Source organism: Paractinoplanes bogorensis, assembly GCF_018829635.1.
Lineage (GTDB): Bacteria > Actinomycetota > Actinomycetes > Mycobacteriales > Micromonosporaceae > Actinoplanes > Actinoplanes bogorensis.
The window spans coordinates 650098-666996 of sequence record NZ_JAHKKG010000003.1; the positions used below are offsets into that span (position 1 = coordinate 650098).

The 16899-nt window shown below is 70.7% G+C and carries 22 protein-coding genes; 10 read left to right on the forward strand and 12 right to left on the reverse strand.

Annotation, left to right across the window (positions count from 1 at the left end; genetic code table 11):
- The first annotated feature begins 166 nt into the window (after nt 1-166).
- Together KOI35_RS11155 and KOI35_RS11160 are read left to right on the forward strand one after the other, a co-directional pair.
- Complete coding sequence (locus KOI35_RS11155) at nt 167-844, forward strand: hemerythrin domain-containing protein (protein WP_215786251.1); 678 nt, start codon at nt 167-169, stop codon at nt 842-844.
- A gap of 26 nt (nt 845-870) precedes the next feature.
- Complete coding sequence (locus KOI35_RS11160) at nt 871-1452, forward strand: TetR/AcrR family transcriptional regulator (protein WP_215786253.1); 582 nt, start codon at nt 871-873, stop codon at nt 1450-1452.
- Nucleotides 1453-1783: 331 nt separating this feature from the next.
- On the opposite strand, the gene KOI35_RS11165 is transcribed toward KOI35_RS11160, so the two are convergent.
- Nucleotides 1784-2116 (reverse strand): winged helix-turn-helix transcriptional regulator, encoded by a 333-nt coding sequence (locus tag KOI35_RS11165; RefSeq protein ID WP_215786255.1) that lies wholly within the window; start codon nt 2114-2116, stop codon nt 1784-1786.
- A 65-nt stretch (nt 2117-2181) separates the two neighbouring features.
- Here KOI35_RS11165 and KOI35_RS11170 point away from each other — a divergent pair, with 65 nt between their 5' ends.
- Nucleotides 2182-2790, forward strand: coding sequence for an NADPH-dependent F420 reductase (locus KOI35_RS11170; protein WP_215786257.1), 609 nt, complete (start codon nt 2182-2184; stop codon nt 2788-2790).
- Between the two features lie 4 nt (nt 2791-2794).
- Nucleotides 2795-3304 carry an O-acetyl-ADP-ribose deacetylase gene (locus tag KOI35_RS11175; RefSeq protein WP_215786259.1) on the forward strand — a complete coding sequence of 170 codons (510 nt, stop codon included), beginning with the start codon at nt 2795-2797 and terminating at the stop codon, nt 3302-3304.
- Nucleotides 3305-3629: 325 nt separating this feature from the next.
- On the opposite strand, the gene KOI35_RS11180 is transcribed toward KOI35_RS11175, so the two are convergent.
- The 3 genes from KOI35_RS11180 to KOI35_RS11190 form a co-directional block, all read right to left on the reverse strand.
- Nucleotides 3630-4424, reverse strand: coding sequence for a hypothetical protein (locus KOI35_RS11180; protein WP_215786260.1), 795 nt, complete (start codon nt 4422-4424; stop codon nt 3630-3632).
- A gap of 78 nt (nt 4425-4502) precedes the next feature.
- Entirely contained in the window at nt 4503-5240 is a 738-nt protein-coding gene (locus tag KOI35_RS11185; RefSeq protein ID WP_215786262.1) for an SDR family NAD(P)-dependent oxidoreductase, read from the reverse strand.
- A gap of 170 nt (nt 5241-5410) precedes the next feature.
- Nucleotides 5411-6106 (reverse strand): cyclase family protein, encoded by a 696-nt coding sequence (locus KOI35_RS11190; RefSeq protein WP_215786264.1) that lies wholly within the window; start codon nt 6104-6106, stop codon nt 5411-5413.
- A 139-nt stretch (nt 6107-6245) separates the two neighbouring features.
- Between KOI35_RS11190 and KOI35_RS11195 the strand changes: the two genes are divergently transcribed.
- Together KOI35_RS11195 and KOI35_RS11200 are read left to right on the forward strand one after the other, a co-directional pair.
- Entirely contained in the window at nt 6246-7103 is an 858-nt protein-coding gene (locus tag KOI35_RS11195) for an NAD(P)-dependent oxidoreductase (protein ID WP_215786266.1), read from the forward strand.
- Entirely contained in the window at nt 7100-7519 is a 420-nt protein-coding gene (locus KOI35_RS11200) for a GlcG/HbpS family heme-binding protein (protein ID WP_215786268.1), read from the forward strand. Before KOI35_RS11195 ends, KOI35_RS11200 begins: the two co-directional genes overlap by 4 nt.
- Before the next feature lie 105 nt (nt 7520-7624).
- On the opposite strand, the gene KOI35_RS11205 is transcribed toward KOI35_RS11200, so the two are convergent.
- The 4 genes from KOI35_RS11205 to KOI35_RS11220 are packed head-to-tail and all read right to left on the reverse strand — an operon-like array spanning nt 7625 to nt 11067.
- Complete coding sequence (locus KOI35_RS11205; RefSeq protein ID WP_215786270.1) at nt 7625-8200, reverse strand: dihydrofolate reductase family protein; 576 nt, start codon at nt 8198-8200, stop codon at nt 7625-7627.
- A 57-nt stretch (nt 8201-8257) separates the two neighbouring features.
- Nucleotides 8258-8884, reverse strand: a complete 627-nt coding sequence (locus KOI35_RS11210) for a GntR family transcriptional regulator (RefSeq protein ID WP_215786272.1) — start codon at nt 8882-8884, stop codon at nt 8258-8260.
- A gap of 3 nt (nt 8885-8887) precedes the next feature.
- Nucleotides 8888-9583, reverse strand: coding sequence for an enoyl-CoA hydratase/isomerase family protein (locus KOI35_RS11215; RefSeq protein WP_215786273.1), 696 nt, complete (start codon nt 9581-9583; stop codon nt 8888-8890).
- The gene (locus tag KOI35_RS11220) at nt 9583-11067 is read right to left on the reverse strand and encodes an aldehyde dehydrogenase (protein ID WP_215786275.1); all 1485 of its coding nucleotides are present in this window, start codon (nt 11065-11067) and stop codon (nt 9583-9585) included. The genes KOI35_RS11215 and KOI35_RS11220 overlap by 1 nt, the downstream gene beginning before the upstream one ends.
- A gap of 169 nt (nt 11068-11236) precedes the next feature.
- Here KOI35_RS11220 and KOI35_RS11225 point away from each other — a divergent pair, with 169 nt between their 5' ends.
- The 3 genes from KOI35_RS11225 to KOI35_RS11235 are packed head-to-tail and all read left to right on the forward strand — an operon-like array spanning nt 11237 to nt 13553.
- Nucleotides 11237-12331 carry an LLM class flavin-dependent oxidoreductase gene (locus KOI35_RS11225; protein ID WP_215786276.1) on the forward strand — a complete coding sequence of 365 codons (1095 nt, stop codon included), beginning with the start codon at nt 11237-11239 and terminating at the stop codon, nt 12329-12331.
- Nucleotides 12328-12888: a carboxymuconolactone decarboxylase family protein gene (locus KOI35_RS11230; protein WP_215786278.1), complete on the forward strand. Its 561-nt coding sequence runs from the start codon at nt 12328-12330 to the stop codon at nt 12886-12888. The genes KOI35_RS11225 and KOI35_RS11230 overlap by 4 nt, the downstream gene beginning before the upstream one ends.
- Nucleotides 12885-13553 carry an alpha/beta fold hydrolase gene (locus KOI35_RS11235; RefSeq protein WP_215786280.1) on the forward strand — a complete coding sequence of 223 codons (669 nt, stop codon included), beginning with the start codon at nt 12885-12887 and terminating at the stop codon, nt 13551-13553. The genes KOI35_RS11230 and KOI35_RS11235 overlap by 4 nt, the downstream gene beginning before the upstream one ends.
- Here KOI35_RS11235 and map read toward each other — a convergent pair.
- Complete coding sequence (gene map, locus KOI35_RS11240) at nt 13550-14317, reverse strand: type I methionyl aminopeptidase (protein ID WP_215786282.1); 768 nt, start codon at nt 14315-14317, stop codon at nt 13550-13552. The genes KOI35_RS11235 and map overlap by 4 nt on opposite strands.
- Before the next feature lie 83 nt (nt 14318-14400).
- Here map and KOI35_RS11245 point away from each other — a divergent pair, with 83 nt between their 5' ends.
- Nucleotides 14401-14667: a helix-turn-helix domain-containing protein gene (locus tag KOI35_RS11245; RefSeq protein ID WP_215786284.1), complete on the forward strand. Its 267-nt coding sequence runs from the start codon at nt 14401-14403 to the stop codon at nt 14665-14667.
- Here the strand turns inward: KOI35_RS11245 and KOI35_RS11250 are convergent.
- The 3 genes from KOI35_RS11250 to KOI35_RS11260 are packed head-to-tail and all read right to left on the reverse strand — an operon-like array spanning nt 14664 to nt 16851.
- Nucleotides 14664-15338: a hypothetical protein gene (locus KOI35_RS11250; protein WP_215786286.1), complete on the reverse strand. Its 675-nt coding sequence runs from the start codon at nt 15336-15338 to the stop codon at nt 14664-14666. The two genes, KOI35_RS11245 and KOI35_RS11250, sit on opposite strands and share 4 nt — an antisense overlap.
- A 31-nt stretch (nt 15339-15369) precedes the next feature.
- Nucleotides 15370-15957, reverse strand: coding sequence for a GNAT family N-acetyltransferase (locus tag KOI35_RS11255; protein WP_215786288.1), 588 nt, complete (start codon nt 15955-15957; stop codon nt 15370-15372).
- Nucleotides 15958-15972: 15 nt separating this feature from the next.
- The gene (locus tag KOI35_RS11260) at nt 15973-16851 is read right to left on the reverse strand and encodes a GNAT family N-acetyltransferase (RefSeq protein ID WP_215786290.1); all 879 of its coding nucleotides are present in this window, start codon (nt 16849-16851) and stop codon (nt 15973-15975) included.
- Nucleotides 16852-16899 lie beyond the last annotated feature (48 nt).

Consider the following 16899-nt stretch of genomic DNA (forward strand, 5'->3'; position numbering starts at 1 on the left):
GCCGAAGTCCCACCTGCGCGCCGAAGTCCCGCCCGGGCGCCGAAGTCCCACCCGTCAAGGCCGAATCCCGGCGACACGAACCTGCCAGGCTTGTTTGTCAATCAAGCACTTGATGGATACAGTGGCCGCAGCCGTAGCGGAGGTCTGCGGCGGGGAGGACTTCGCCATGACCGCGCTGCCGCACTTCGACGGCCCCCTGACCTGCGACGCCAGCGGGATGATCGAGATCCACCGCATGTTGCGGAAGTCGTTCGAGGAAGCGCCGGGCCTGGTCGACGGCGTGGCCGATGGCGACCGGGCCCACGCCGCGGCGGTCGCCACCCAGCTCCACCTGATCTCGACGGCGCTGCACGCCCATCACGAGGGTGAGGACACGCGGCTCTGGGACATGATCGATCAGCGCGCGCCCGCCTGCGTGCTGCACGTCGAACGGATGAAGGCCCAGCACGCCGAGATGCTCGTACACCTGGAAGCCATGGATCGTGCCCTGCCCACGTGGCGGGCGAGCGCCTCCGTAATCGATTCCGTCCCGGTCCGGGCCGCGGCCGAAAGCGTGGCCGCCGCGCTGGCACGGCACTTCCCCGACGAGGAGGAGTCCATCGTCCCGGCCATCGAGCACACGGTCACCGACAGCGAGATCGGCTGGTTCGAGAAGCACGGCCGCGCCGCGACGCCCAAGGGCCAGGCGTGGAACATGCTCGGCGCCATCCTGGCCGCCCAGCCCGACGGCGGGAAAGCCTGGCTCAGGAAGCACATGCCCGGCCCGGCCGGTCTGATCTGGCGGTTCATCGGCGCGCCCCGCTACGCCCGCTTCCGGGCCGCGGTCGAGGGGCGCCTAGGCTGAACGCCCACCACTTCTCAGGAGGCCCGATGCCGGCCGGCAGGCGCAGCGGGGTCGACGGCGAGCAGCGCCGGGCCCAGATCGTCACCGCCGCCCAGCACGCGATCGCGACTTTGGGCTTCGAGGGTTTTCGCGTACGCGACGTGGCCGCGCAGGTGGGCATCAACATCGCCACCCTGCACTACCACTTCCCGACCAAGGAGGCGCTGATCGCCGCCGTGGTGCAGCAGATCGTCGGCAACCTCGACCGGGTCCCGTACGATCCGTCGGCCGACCCGCGCCAGGTCCTGACCGACCACCTCGGGCACATCCTGGGCCGCTTCGACACCGAGCGCGAGCAGTTCCTGGTGCTCAACGAGCTGTACGCGCGCGGCGGCCGCGACCCCGAGCTGCGCACCATCCTGGTCGCCAACGACGAGGCCTGGGCCGACTACCTGCGACCGGTCTTCGTCGCCGGCCGCGACCAGGGCCGGTTCCGCGCCGACCTCGATCCCGACGCCGCCACCGCGCTGGTCATCGGCTTCCTCAAGAGCCTGCTTTTCCAGTACGACCTCACCCCCGACCGCATCCAGCGCACTGCCGCCGAGATCCTGCGCGCGGTCGAAGCCTGACCTACGGCAGGTCGTCGCCCTCAACCAGCGGACGGCCCCGAGACCCGGCGGGTGGTCGAAGCCTGGCCTACGGCTCGAACAGGTCGTCGCCCTCACCAGCGGACGGCCCCGAGACCCGGCGGGTGGTCGAAGCCTGGCCTACGGCTCGAACAGGTCGTCGCCCTCACCAGCGCACGGCCCCGAGACCCAGCGGGTGGTCGAAGCCTGACCTGCGCCAAGCCAGGTCGTTGCCGTGCCGCCGGCGCCCACATCGGTCCGTCGATCGACGAGCGGCCCCAGCGTTTTCAACGGCCAAGGCCGCTTCGTGGCTGGGCGGTGCTGTGGCGGGGCCTCAGGCGTCGACCAGGTCGTCGCCGTACTGCAGGACCCAGTCGGCCAGCGCTCGCATCGGCCCGTCGGCGAATGAGCGGCCCAGCGCCGTCAAAGCGTAGTCGACCCGGGGCGGCGCCTCGGCGTACGACCTCCGTTCGAGCAGACCACAGGCGACGAGCCGGTGCAGCGACTCGGTGAGCGCCTTGTCGCTGATGCCGCCGATGCTCACCCGCAGCGCGCGCCGGCGTTGCGGCCCAGCGACGAGTGCGGCCACGACGACCGGATCCCACACGTGGGCGAAAAGGTCCGTGCCCTGTCGCATCCGGCAGTCCGCCACGAAGTCGCCAGCCATCAAGCCATCGTGGCACGGCCGATACATACCTCCCGGTGCGCGCCGGACTGTCTAGCGTCCGACCCATGCGTATCGGCATCCTCGGCACCGGAACCCTCGCCGCCGCCCTGGCCACCGCCTGGGTCCGGACCGGACACGACGTCAGCATCGGCGGCCGCTCCCTCGCTCGGGCGGAGCTCGCCGCGAAGGCCTCTGGCGCACGGGCGCGGCCACTGCCCGAAGTCACCGGTGACACGGACGCCGTGCTGCTCGCCGTGCACCGGGATGGCATCGCCGACATCCTCGCCGCGGCCGGCCCGTTCACCGGTCAGCCCCTGATCGACCCCACCAACGCGGTCGAGCACGGCATCGGCGTACTGCTCACCGAGCCCGGGCGTTCGATCGCGCAGCACGTCGCCGAATTGGCCCCCGATGCCCACGTGGTCAAGGCCTTCCACCTGTTCCCGGCCACCCAATGGGCCACGCCGGGCATGTCACCGGTGACAGTCGCGATGTGCGGTGACGACCCGCAAGCTTTGGAGACAACCGCTTCCCTCGTACGTGACACCGGTGCCATCCCCGCCGTGGTCGGCCGGCTCGATCGGGCCCGCCAGCTCGAGGAGGTCGCCGGTTTCGTCATCGCGCTCGCCTTCGCGGGCCTGGATCCGCGCTCGGCGGTCCCCGCAGTACCGTGAGTTCGTGCACATCGAACTGGTCACCGGTGACATCACGACCGAGACGGTCGACGCGATCGTCAACGCGGCGAACTCGTCCCTGCTCGGCGGCGGCGGGGTCGACGGCGCGATCCACCGCAAGGGCGGACCGGCCATTCTGGAGGAGTGCCGCGCACTGCGGGCGAGCCGGTACGGGCGCGGCCTCCCGGTCGGCGAGGCCGTGGCCACGACGGCCGGCCGGTTGCCCGCGCGCTGGGTCATCCACACGGTCGGCCCGGTGTTCAGCTCCGAAGTCGACCGTTCCCCGCTGTTGCGCAGCTGCTACACGAGGTCGCTCGAGGTCGCCGCCGAGCTGGGCGCGCGGTCGATCGCCTACCCGCTGATCTCGTCCGGCGTCTACCGCTGGCCCAAGGAGGACGCCGTCCGGCAGGCGCTGGCCGCCCTCAACGCCGCAGACACGAGCATCGACCTGGTGCGACTGGTTCTCTTCGACGAGGCAACCCGTCTCATCGCCGAAAAGGTGGCCCACGAGTAAGCCCCGCTGGCTCGGCCTTTGTCGAGTCTTCCGCGCCAACCTGTGCGGGCTGAGCCGCGGGCGCTGGCTCGGCCGTGCTGAGCCGTGCTTGCTGGGTCGGTCGTGCTGGGCCCTGCGTGCTGGGTCGGTCGTGCTGGGCCCTGCGTGCTGGGTCGGTCGTGCTGGGCCGTGCGTGCTGGGTCGGTCGTGCTGGGCCGTGCGTGCTGGGTCGGTCGTGCTGGGCCGTGCGTGCTGGCTCGGTCGTGCGTGCTGAGTGGTCCGCGCAGGTTTGGCCCCGCTGCGTTGGTTGTGCTTTGCCGGCCCCGCCCCGTGAAGCCGTCTGCGGTCAGTCGGCTGTGCCGGTCTGGAAGAGCACTCGCCCGTCCTTGGCGATGACCATGTTTCCGTCCGCGCGGAGGATCAGCACCGCCCCCGGATTGCCGTCCGTTTCGCTGCGGAAGACGGCCGCGTTCTTGCTGTCGTAGAGCACCAAGTGCCCGTCGTTCTGCATGACCAGCTTGACGCCGGTCGTTGTCCCCGTCTGCCACACCGTCCGACCCTGGTCCTGCAGCACCAGATTGCCGCCACTGGTAACGGTGAGCCGCAGACGGTTGGTCGACCAGCTCTGCCCGGTGGTGAGTTCGCTGGTCGCCTCGATGGTCTTCTGCCCGAAGACGACCGGCGCCTTCGACCGGGCGGGCGATTTCGACGTCGCGGGAGGGCGCGTCGTGGCCGGCGGCGAAGCATAAGTAGGCGACGCATACGTAGGCGACGGCGTGGGCGTGGGGGACGGCTCCGGCGCGACCGACACCGGAATCGCCGGGTTCTCACCTACAGCCGGCGCGGGCAGGGTGAAATCGTCCAGCGGCCGCCCGTCGTCGCCGAGCCGGACCCCGATGTAGACCGCCGTGACCAGCCCGACCAGCACGGCGGCGCCCACCACGAGGGCCGTGCGGCGCACACTCCCGGAACTGTCGTGCCACCGGTGACGTGGCTCGCGCAGATACAGCACGACCCGGTTGTGCCACCGGTGACGCTGCTCGCGGAGACGAGGCACAACCCGGTCGTGCCACCGGTGACGTGGCTCGCGCAAATAGAGCACGACCCAGCCGAACCAGGCCGGGCGATCGTGTCGAGCCATGTAGTCCTTCCCGGGTCCGATCAAGACCAGGAGGGTACGTCGATCAATGCATCGCCCGGCTCACCCGGTCGGCCGGTTTCAGGGGGCCACCATTCCGGCCGAGAGGTCGATGTCGGCGGCGCACAGGCCCGGCATGTGCAGCATCGCGATGACCGCGTCGGCCACCTCGGACTCGGTCAGCATGCGGTGCAGGGCCGCCCGCGACACGAACGCCTCCTCGGCCTGCTCGTAGGTGACGCCGGTCCGCTCTGCCTCGAGCGTGAAGTTGCGTGTCATGCGCGGGCCGTCGACCGGGCCGGGGGAGAGCGAGTTCACCGACACGCCCGCCGGCCCCACCTCGTACGCGAGGGTGCGGGTCAGGCCGATCACCGCCATCTTGCTCGCGGTGTACGGCGTGCGGCGGATGAGGGGACGTTTGCCGCTGACCGAGGCGACGTTGATGATGTCACCGGTGCCACGGGCCACCATCGCGGGCAGGAACGCGCGGCACATCAGGTAGGTGCCGCGGACGTTCACGGCGAAGACGTCGTCCCACTCGTCCGGCTCGATGTCGGTCAGCGCGGCCACCGGGCCGGGCACGCCCGCGTTGTTCACCAGGATCGTGACATCGGTGACTTGAGCCGCGAGGGCGTCGACGCTCGCCGGGTCGGAGACGTCGGCCGCCAACGCCCGGATGTTCGGCCCCGGCAACGCCTCCAGCTTGGCGAGATCCCGCCCCACGGCGATCACGTTCGCGCCCCGGGCGGCCAGGGCGAGCGTGATCGCCCGCCCCAGCCCGTTGCCGGCACCGGTGACAACAGCGGTCCGCCCGGCCACACGATCGACGCCGACATGTCCAGAAAGGCCCGGGCCGGCCACACCGGCATGTCCCGATGCGCCCGGGCCCGCCACGCCGGCATGTCCCGAAGCGCCCGAGCCGGCCACGCCAGCATGTCCCGATGCGCCCGAGCCGGCCTCTCCAGCATGTCCAGAAGCGCCAGGATCGGTCATGCCGGCTCGTCCAGCAGCGCCACCGCGCGGGTCGGCCCACCGTGCGCACCGATCACCTTGAGCGGGAACCCCGAGAACGTGAACCGCTTGCCGATCAGCTGGTCGAGGTTCGTCAGGTTCTCGTAGTGGGTGATGTGGTGCCGCCGGCACATCATGTGACACGGGTAGGACTTGCTGACCGGGTTGTCCGGCGTCGGGCTGTCGACGCCGAACGTCTTCACGCCGTGCGAAACGATCCACTCGCTGCCGGTCTCGCCGAGCCCCGGGAAGTCGGTCAGATACTGCGCGGTCCCCGCGTACCGGCCGTGGGTCCCGGTGTGCAGCAGCAGGATGTCACCCGGCTGCACGGTCACGCCGTCAGCAACCTGAGCCGCGTCGAGGTGCTCGGCCGTGATGTCCTGCGCCGCCTCGACGTGCGACACGTCGAGACAGACGGCCGGCCCGTAGAACAGGTCGAGCGACATCTGGTCGATGGTCTGCGCCGACGGGTCCGGGTCGAGGTGCGAGAACGAGTCGACGTGGGTCGGCCCGTTGTCGTTCATCATGAAACCCTTGGTCTGGAACGAGAACCCGCCCACGAAACGCAGCGCCGTCTCCTCGTGCGACGCGTGGTCGAACACCACCGTCTTGAGGTGACCGGGATAGACCTGCATCCCCTGGTAGATGTCCTGCGACAAGTCGACGAGGCGCACGGCGGTTCTCCTTCCATCGGTGGGAAGAACACTAATTTTCCCGTACGCCGTAACGACTCCCGCCGAGCAGCAGTCCGGCCCGGCCCCACTGACGCCGAACGACAGCCGGTCGCCCGCCGCCGCGAAATACGGTGCTCGGATGACGACAAGGACGACGGTCGGCGTGGTCGGTCTCGGCATCATGGGATCGGCGATCGCCGGCCACCTGCTCGATGCCGGTTTCGACGTGACCGGCAGCGACGTGTCACCGGTGGCACTCGACGAGTTCCGGGCCCGCGGCGGCCGTCCCGCGCCCGATCTGGCCACCCTGGCCCGGGAATCCGCGGTGGTGGTGACCTCGCTGCCCACCGCCGAGGCGGCCCGCCAGGTCTGCCGCGAACTGTCCGGCGTCCCGATCGTGGTCGAGACCTCCACCCTGTCGCTGGCCGAGAAACAGCAGTGCCGCGCCCTTGTCACCGGTGGCGAGCTGCTCGACTGCCCCATCAGTGGAACGGGGGCCCAGGCCCGCGTACGGGATCTGGTCATCCTCGGCAGCGGCGACCCGGCGGCGTTCGAGACCGCGCGCCCGGTCCTGAACGCTTTCGCCCGCTCGGTGCGCCACCTGGGCCCGTTCGGCGACGGAACGCGCATGAAACTGGTCGCCAACCTGCTCGTTTCGATCCACAACGCGTCCACCGCCGAGGCTTTCGCGCTGGGCGTCGCCGCCGGCCTGGACCCGCAGCTCCTCTACGACACCGTTCGCGACGGCGCCGGCGGTTCGGTCATCTTCGACAAGCGCGGCCCGCTCATGGTGGACCGTGCCTACCGCCCGGCCACGGCTAAGGTGTCGATGTTCATCAAGGACGTTTCCCTCGTACGCGACCTGGCCGACTCGGTCGGCGTCCCCACCCCGGTGCTCGACGCGACGGTGCCGCTCTACGAACGGGCCGCCGCCACGGGCTGGGCCGACGCCGACGCGGCCGCGCTGCTCGAGGTGCTCGAGGAGGGCAAGCCATGACACCGTTGACATTGGCCCGCGCCGACGCGCTCGCCGATTCCACCCTGCGCCAGGCCCGCTCCGTCAACGCCGCACCTCTGACCGTCGTGGTGCTGGACGCCGGAGGCCACGCGGTGGTGGTCAAGCGCGAGGACGGCTCCGGCATCCTGCGCGTCGAGATCGCCACGGCCAAGGCGTACGGCGCCCTGGGCATGGGTTTCTCCTCCCGCGAGATCGGCGACCGGGCCGACGCTCAGCCGGTCTTCTTCGGCGCGGTCGCCACCGTAGCGGGCGGCCGCCTGGCCCCCGCCGCCGGCGGCTTGCTGATCCGCGACCCCGACGGCCATGTCATCGGTGCCATCGGCGTAAGCGGCGACACTTCCGACGTAGACGAGGCCTGTGCGGCCGCCGCCCTGAGCGACTCGCCCGGCCTCTGACGTCGCGGGCGCCGTGTTGAGCGACCGGCCGGGACGTCGCGGTCGTCGCGTTGAGCGACCCGCCCGGACGTCGCGGCCGCCGGGTGCGCCCGCCACTGATCAGGGTCAGGGGTGCAGGGTGGGGCGGTAGGTCAGCTCCTGGGTACGGCCGTCCAGGGTTCGGGTGTCTACCAGGTCGAGGTCGAAGTCCTCGGCGCCGGCGAAGATCGGGTCCTGGCCGTTGCGGCCGGTGATGACCGGGAAGACAGTGACCTGCACGAAGTCGACCAGGCCGGCCGCCATCAGGGCGCGGTTCATCGACAGGCTGCCGTGGGAGCGCAGCGGCACGTCCGACTCTTCCTTGAGGCGGGCCACGACCTCGAGGGCGTCGCCGGCGACGACCGTGGCGTCGGGCCAGTCGATCGCCTTGTCCAGAGAGGTGGACACGACGGTGGCGGGCAGGTTGACCATCTTGGTGACCCACGGGTCGTAGACGGCCTGGTCGACGCCCGAGGAGAGCAGCTGGGCGAAGATGCGGTAGGTGTTGGCGCCGAGCACCATGCGTTGCGGCTGGTCGTAGAGGGCCAGGCGGTGTTCGAGCAGTTCGGGGCCCTGCTTGCCCCAGTATCCGGACCAGTCGCCGCCGGCCGCGCCGAAGCCGTCGAGGCTGCTGAATACGTCGAACGTGTACGTCGTGGTCATGGTTGCTCCTCTGCCGAAGTGGGCTTTCGACAGAACAGACCGGGGACGGGCTCGAAACTAATCGGTCAGCAGGTAGTCGAGCACCACGGCGTGTGAGGACGCGAGGTGCGCGCGGGTCAGCTCGGCGGCGGCGGGGGCGTCCTGAGCCCGTACGGCGGAAAGGATCTGCTGATGCTCGTCCTGCAGGTGGGCCGCCCGGCCGATCACGTCGAGGTGCAGGTAGAGGTAGCGGTCGGTCAGGCGGCGCAACTGCTCGACCAGCGCGATCATGCGCGGGCGGCCGGCCAGGGCGTAGACCTCGGCGTGGAAGGCGGCGTTGGTCTCGACCCAGGTGCCGGGTGGCAGGCCGGGGTCGTCCATCTCGGCCAGCAGGCGGGTCATCCGGGTGATCCCGGCCCGGCCGACCCGCGGCGTGCCGAGGCGGGTGGCGACCGGCTCGACCGCCTCGCGCAGTTCGTACAGCTCCTGCAGGTCGTCGACGGACAGGGGAGTGACGACCGCGGTGGTGCCGCGGAGTTCGACCAGGCCCTCGCCGGCCAGTTGGTGCAGAGCATCCCGTACGGGGATCCGGCTCACGCCGTACTCGGTGGCCAGGCCGGCCTGCGACAGCGCGGTCCCGGGCGGCACCTGGCCGCTGGAGACACGCTCGCGCAGACCGGCCGCGACCCGCAGTGCGGCACTCACGAGCTAGCCCTCGCCCCGGCGCAGCGAGCCGACCACGAGCCGGTCGACGCTCGCGTCCAGCGCGCTGTCGTCGCCGAGCTCGCCGAACGCCCGCAGCATGTCCTTGATGTCGGCGTGCACCCGCGGACTGTGCGACCGGAGTTCCGCCACCATCTCGTCGACCCGCTTCGTCAGGGCCGGCTGATCCGCGACGACCTCGTTCAGCAGGCCGAGCGAACACGCGCGGTCAGCGGCCAGCGGCGAGCCGGTCGCGGTCAGCCAGAACGCCTCCCGCCGCCCGACGACCCGGGGGAGCCAGGCCAGCACCAGGGCCGGCGCGAGGCCGATGCCGACCTCGGGGAAACGGAACGACGCATTCCGTACGGCCACGGCGATGTCGAACGCAGCGATCAGCCCGACGCCGAAGCCGGCCGCGTCGCCCTGTACCTCGGCCACCGTGACCAGCGGCGTGCGGCGGGCCGAGCGGGTGAGCCGGGCGAGTGCGCCGGCCTCGCCCTTGATCTCAGCCGGCGTGGCGCCACCCCGGTCGCGGCCCATGCAGAACGTGTCACCGGTGGCACGGAGTCGCAGGACATGGGCGCCGGCGGGCGGGTCGTCGAGCAGGTCGGCCAACCGGTGGCAGAGCTCGATGCTGAACAGGTTCTGCGGCGGCCGGTCGAGCTCGGCCGCGATGACGCCGTCCATCAGATCGAAATGCATCAGTTCAACCTCCCGGTCGCGATTCCGCCGTACCAGTCCACGTCGTCGGGGGCCGTCCGCACGGTCACCGCCCGTACGTGGGTGAAGTCGTGGAACGATTCCCAGCCGCCCTCACGGCCGATCCCGCTCTCCTTGAGCCCGCCCCACGGCGACGACGGGTCGAGCCGGTGGTGGTCGTTGACCCACACCATCCCGGCTTCGATCCGCGACGCCACCCGGTGGCCGCGCGCGATGTCCCGGGTCCAGACGGCCGATCCCAGCGCGTACGGGGAATCGTTGGCGATCGCGACGGCCTCGTCCTCGTCGTCGAACGGGATGACCACGACCACCGGGCCGAAGATCTCCTCGCGGGCGACCGGCATGTCATTGGTGACATCGGCCAGCACGGTCGGCTGCACGAAGAAGCCGCCCTCGCAGCCGGGCACCTCGGCCGCCGTGCCACCGGTGACAACGCGTGCTCCCGAGTTGGCGATCGTGGCCAGGATCCGGTCCCGCGCCTTGGCCGAGATGACCGGGCCGAGCTGGGTCTCGGGGAGAGCCGGGTCGCCGATGCGGATCTGCTCGGCCAGAGAGGCGAGAGACGAAAGGAACTCGTCGTGGATGCTTCGCTGCACGATGAGCCGGCTGCCCGCGATGCACGTCTGCCCGGCCCCGATGAACCCGCCGAACGCCGCGCCCCGGGCGGCCACCTCGATCGGGGTGTCGTCGAAGATCAGCACCGGGGACTTGCCGCCCAGCTCGAGCGTGGTCTTGGCGAAGCGCTGCGCGGCGGCGACCGCGATCGACCGGCCGGGCTCGGTGCCCCCGGTGAAGACGACCTTCTTGACCAGCGGATGCTGAGTCAGGGCGGCGCCGACGACCGGGCCGAGGCCGTTCACCACGTTGAGCACGCCGTCCGGAATCCCGGCCTCGTGGGCGATGTCGGCCAGCAGCATCGCCGTCAGCGGGGTCTGCTCCGACGGCTTGAGCACCACCGAGTTGCCGGTCGCGAGGGCGGGGCCGAGCGACTTCGACGCGATCATCATGGGGTGGTTGAACGAGGCCAGGATCGCGACCACGCCGAGTGGCAGGCGGGTCGTGTAGGAGTGGTAGGGCCCGGGCATCGGCACCACCGCGTCGCGATCGGCCAGCAGCAGCGAGGCGTTGTAGCGGTACCACTCGGGCAGCCGGGTGATCTGCGCTTTCGTCTCGGTCAGCGGCCGGCCGTTGTTCGCGGTCTCCAGCTCGTAGAGCTCGGTCATCCGGTCGGCGATGCCGTCGGCGAACCGGTGCAGGATGCGGGACCGCTCGTGGATCGGCATCCGGCTCCACACCCCGGAGTCGAACGTCCGCTGCGCGACACCGATGACATGTTCGAGGTCGTCGGCGTCGGCGCTGTCGGCCACGGCCAGCACGCCGCCGGTCGTGGGGTTGATGACGTCGAGCCGGGGGCCGCGGCCGGCGACCACCCGCCCGCCGATACGCAAACCGGTGGGGAGATCCACAGGGCCTCCAGAGAAAGGGCGTATACCGAATGACCGGACGGTATACAGCGCACCCGGGCCGGCGCACTGACGGCGAACGTCATCCGGCCGCCCCGGAATCACCGTCAACGCCAGTGCGCGCGTACGGGCGGACGGCAAAACTGCAGAAAAGAGGAAGCGAGGCCAAGCCGTGAGACTGGGTTACTTCTCGATGCCGCTGCACCCGCTCGGCCGCACCTGGGCCGAGACCCTGCGCGAGGACCGCGAGGCCGTCATCCTGGCCGACTCGCTCGGCTTCCACGACGCGTTCATCGGCGAGCACCTCACCGACCGGCACGAGAACATCACCAACAGCCTGCTGTTCCTGGCCACGCTCATCTCCGGCACCCGGCAGATCCGGCTCGGCACCGGCACCACGAACCTGTCGCAGCAGCACCCCGTGCTGGTGGCGGCCAACTCGGCGATGTTCGACCACCTTTCCGGCGGCCGGTTCATCCTCGGCATCAGCCCGGGCGCGCTGACTTCGGACGCCGAGGCGCTGGGCATCCTGGCCGAGGACCGCAACAAGATGTTCGCCGAGGCCATCGACGTCATCACCGCGATCTGGGAGGGCGAGCCGCCGTACGCGATCGACCTGCCGGACAACCGGTTCAAGGTGACCACGGCGTCCACCATGGACACCGACTTCGGCGTCGGCTACCTGCCCAAGCCGTTGCAGCAGCCGCGGCCCGAGATCGTCGGTACCGTGGTCGCGCCGTTCTCCAAGGGCGTGATCGCGATGGGCCGGCGTGACTTCCACCCGTTGTCGGCCAACTTCCTGCTGCCGCAGTGGGTGGCCACGCACTGGCCGAACTACGTCGAGGGCAAGCAGGCGGCCGGCGAGACGGCGGACCCGGCCGACTGGCGGGTGGCGCGCACGGTGTTCGTCGCCGACGACGATGCGGTGGCCGCGGCGTACGGGCGGGACAACGAGGACAGTCCCTACCGCTTCTACTACGCGCAGATGCTCAAGAAAATGCGCAAGCTGGGCCGGCTCGAGCTGTTCAAGACCCGGCGCGACCAGCCGGACGACGAGATCACGCTCGACTACGTGCTCGACAAGCTGGTCATCACCGGCACGCCGGAGTCGGTGACCGAGCAGATCCTGGCCCTGCGCGATGACATCGGTGACTTCGGCGAGCTCGTCTACGCCGGCCTCGACTGGGTCGACCCGCGGCTGGCCCAGCGCTCGATGGAGCTCATGGCCCAGAAGGTGATGCCGGACGTGAACGCGGCGCTCACGTGACCGACCGGATGCCGTTGCCGGTCACCCTGACGCCCGAACAGCGCGTGGCCTCCGAGCGGATCGCCTCCGGTCCGCGCGGTGCGCTGTTCGGGCCGTTCGTCCCGCTGCTGCGCAGCCCCGAACTGATGACCCGCCTGCAGCTCGTGGGGGAGTACCTGCGCTTCGACAGCGTGCTCGACGACGACCTGGTCGAGCTGGTCGTCCTGGTCGTGGCGCGGCAGTGGGACAACGATTTCGAGTACGGGTTCCATGAGCCGCTGGCCCGGAAAGCGGGGCTGCCGCCCGATGTCATCGATGACGTGGCCCACGGCGTGCGGCCGGAGGCATCGTCGCGGGCGGAGATCGGCGTCGTGTGGGACCTGCTGGACGAGTTGCATCGGACGCGGCAGGTGGGCGATACGACGTACGGGAAAGCCCGGGAACTGCTCGGTGAGGCCCGGGTGGTCGAGGTGGTCGGGACGGCGGGCTATTACACGACGCTCGCGATGACGATGAACGTCGCGCGCACGCCGCCGCCGGACGGGGCGCCGCGGCTGCCGAAGCTGAGGCCCGCGTGACGCCGCCGCTGGTGCTGCTGCATCCGCTCGGCGTCGACCACCACTTCTGGGATCCGATACGCCCGTACTTCCAGCCCGCCGTGGTGACTCCCGACCTCGACGGATCCACTGTGGAGGAGATGGCCGACGCCGTGCTGGCCGGCCTGTCGACCCCGGTTGATGTCACCGGTGTCTCGCTCGGCGGCCTGGTGGCGCAGGTGATCGCGGCCCGCCGCCCTGATCTGGTGCGCCGGCTCGTGCTGGCCGACACCGTCGCCGTCTATCCCGAGGCGATGCGCACCATGTGGCGGGAGCGGGCTTCCCTCGTACGCCGGGAAGGCCTCACGCCGATCCTCGCGCCGACCGAGGCTTTGTGGTTCCCCTCGGCCGTGCCGCCTCCGGTCCGGGCGCGCCTGCGTTCTTTGCTGTCGGCGGGCGACCCCGAACGGTATGCGCGCGCGTGCGAGGCGCTGGCCGTGGCCGACACGACCGCGACGGCCGCCGCGCTGACCATGCCGGTGCTGCTCGCCTGCGGCCAGGACGACGCGCCGCCGTTCCGGCAGGCCGTCGGGTGGTTCGGCGTCACCCTGCCGGACGCCACCGTCGCGTGGTTGCCGGGCGGGCATGGGACGGCGTTCGAGCACCCGGACGAGTTCGCCGAGGCGGTGAGCGCCTTCCTCTACTAAGAGCGGGCGGTCAGGACCTGCGGGCCGTTGACGGTGATGGCGACCGTGTGCTCGGAGTGGGCCGTACGGGAGCCGTCGGCCGACCGGATCGTCCAGCCGTCCTCGTCGTACCGGATCTTGTCGGTGGTCTTGCACAGCCACGGCTCGATGGCGATCGTGAGGCCCGGGTTGAGCTTCATGCCGCGGCGGGCGCGCCCGCTGTTCGAGATGTGCGGGGCCTCGTGCATGGTGCGGCCGATGCCGTGGCCGCCGAACTCGCCGTTGACGCCGTAGCCGTACGAGTGGGCGACCTCACCGATCGCCGCCGAGATGTCACCGATCTTGCCGCCGGGCTGCGCGGCCTTGATGGCGGCGTCCAGTGCGACCTCGGTCGCCTCGATCAGCTTGAGGTCGGTCGGATCGGGGGTGCCGACGACGAACGAGAGTGCCGAGTCCGCGTTCCAGCCGTCGATGCCGACCGCCATGTCGATGCTGAGCAGGTCGCCGTCGGCCAGCACGTAGTCGTGGGGCAGGCCGTGCAGCACGGCGTCGTTGACCGACAGGCACAGCACGTTGCGGAACGGGCCGCGGCCGAACGAGGGGGCGTAGTCCCAGTAGCACGACTCGGCGCCGCGCTCCTTGATCCGGCGGCGGGCGTGGTGCTCGATGTCCATCAGGTTGACGCCGACCGCGGCGACGCCTTTCAGTTCGCTCAGCAGCTCGCCGACGAACTGGCCGGCCACCGCCATCTTGCCGACCTCTTCGACGGACTTGAGCTCGATCACGACAGCCTCCCCTGGTTCACGCTTCCGGTATTTTTATACCACGCACCCGGCGCCACCGGTCCCGGCAGGGGTAATGTGCTGGCATGGTTCGCCAACCACTGACCCCCGAACAGATCGCCGCGGGCCAGCGCCTCGGGGCCGCGCTGCGGGTCGCCCGCGCCGGTCGCAGCCTGGTCGAGGTGGCGGTGGCGGCCGGCATCTCACCCGAGACGCTGCGCAAGATCGAGGCCGGCCGCCTGCCCGCTCCCGCGTTCGGCACCGTGGTCGGGCTGAGCCGGGCCCTCGACATCCCGCTGAGCGAGCTGGCCGACGTCTGGGTGGCCGACGTGCCCGTGCGGCAAGCGTCCTAGCTCGCCAGCTCCCCGGCGATGGTCCACTTCTCGGGGGCCGGGCCGAAAGCGCGACGGCTGGCCTTCACCGCCAGCACAGCCAGGGCGGCGTTGGCGCCCCCACCGATCACGGCGCCGATGCCGAACGGGGCCACCCGCCCGAGCACGATGATGCCCTGCTTGGTGCCGTACTTCGTGATGAAGTGTTTGCCGAGCACCTTGTTGATCTGCTTCAGCGTCGCGGCCGGCACCTTGGCCACCACCTGACGGCCCCAGTGCTGGCCGGTCCGCTCGGCCACCTTGCCGATCGTGGCGGATCCGCTGCCGCCCAGCATGATGCCCATGACGATCGTCCGCCGGCGCTCGAGATCGTCGATGTTGACGCCGTGCACCTCGGCCACCGACAGCGCGAAGAGGGCGCTCAGCTCGAGCGACCCGAGGAACTCGCCGGCCGACAGTGCCACCGCGACGGCGGTGCCGACACCGGGCGCGGCCGCGGTTCCGCCCACCGCGGCACCCGTGCCGGTCAGCGCGCTGACGTACATCTTCTCCAGGTTGCGGATGACCTGTTCCGGTGTCGCCTCCGGGTTCCGCCGACGCGCCCGGGTGATGTTCTTGCGCACCAGTGGCGTCTGGAGGCCGATCGCCTTGTCCAGGAGATCGAGGACTCGCTGCCCAGCGCCGTCAGTCATGCGTGGAGCGTATCGGTGCGAGCCACGATTCTCAGTCCGCCGATCGGCCCGGCGGCGACGCGGGGCGGCTCGTGCCGGTCAGGTGGTCGAGCACGGGTGAATCGTTGCTCCGGGCGTGGACGACCAGGGGCCGGCCGCCGTCGGGGGCGGTGGTGGTGAACGAAGGCGTCAGGCCCAGCTTCTCCATCACCCGGGCCGACCGGTGGTTGTCGACGTGCCGGATGCTGATCAGCCGGTCGAGCCCGACCTCGTCGAAGGCGAACTCCAGCGCCGCCGCGGCCGCCTCGGTGGCGTAGCCGTGACCCCACGCGTCGCGCGAGAGCCGCCAGCCGATCTCGACCGCGGGCAGCACCTGCGGCAGGAACAGCGGCACGGCCAGCCCGGCCCACCCGATCAGCTCGCCGGTCGCCCGCACCTCGACCGGAAACAGGCCGAACCCGTTCTCCGACCAGTCCCGCATCATCTTCTGCAGGCGTTCGGCACTCTCCTCGCGGGTCAGCACGGAACCGTCACGGATGTAGCGCATCACCTCGGGGTCGGCGTTCAGGGCGGCGAGCATGTCGAGGTCGTCGTCCCGCCACTCGCGCAGCGTCAGGCGGTCGGTCGTCAGCACGGGCATGACGTCATTCTTTCGTCATGCGTCGGCCGAGTAGCGCACGGTGCGGGTCAGCTCGCTGAACCCGGCGGCGGTCAGGAAGGCCGCGTAGGACGGGTCTTCGTCGGACGACGCGTAGTCGAGCAGCCGCGCGACCCCGCCCAGTTCGAGCCACGTCGCCGCCTGCCCGAGCAGCCAGGTCCCGACGCCCCGGCGGCGGTGCTCCGGCTCGACCCACAGGTTGCCGACGTCGGCCCACGCGCCCACCCGCGACATGCGCGGGCCGGTGTCGAGGTTGGTGTCCACCTCGATGTAGCCGACGTCAGTGGCGAATCGCGTTCCGTTCACCCCGAGTGTGCGGCGCACCGCCCAGGGTCCGGCGGGCCGGGGCAGGTCCGGGACCCGGGCCACAAACACTGTTTCCGTACGGTCGGAAGCCCGGAACCCGATCCGCGAGTAGAGGTCGCGGATGTGCGGCCATTGCTCGGGCACCCCGTAGACGGCCGGAGCGGGCAGATTGCCGTCGGCGTATCGGCGCCCGACTCCCCACCGCTGCAGCTGGGCGTGGCACGCGACGGCGAGCTCGTCCCCGGCCTTCGTCGAGCCGGGCCAGAACGGCGCGTCCGGCCAGCACACCAGCCACCGGATCTCGCCGGCGTTGCGGTAGTGGTCACCGGTGTCATCGTCGTCGGTGTAGCGCAGCAGGTGCGCGGCGGCGACGATCCGGCCGTTCTGCTCGGCGACCAGGGTGACGCGCTCGCGCACCCAGCGGTCGACGATGAACTCGCCGGGCTCGCGTTCGAGCTGGCTCAGCAGCGTCTGCACGGAGGCCGAGACCCCGGGCACGACGGCGGCGATGTGGGCGTTGACCAGGGAGGTGACCTGTTCGCGGTCACTCCGCGCGAACGGACGGATCATGGCAAAGACCTTCCACACGGAGACACGAGGAATGCCGGGGACGACCCG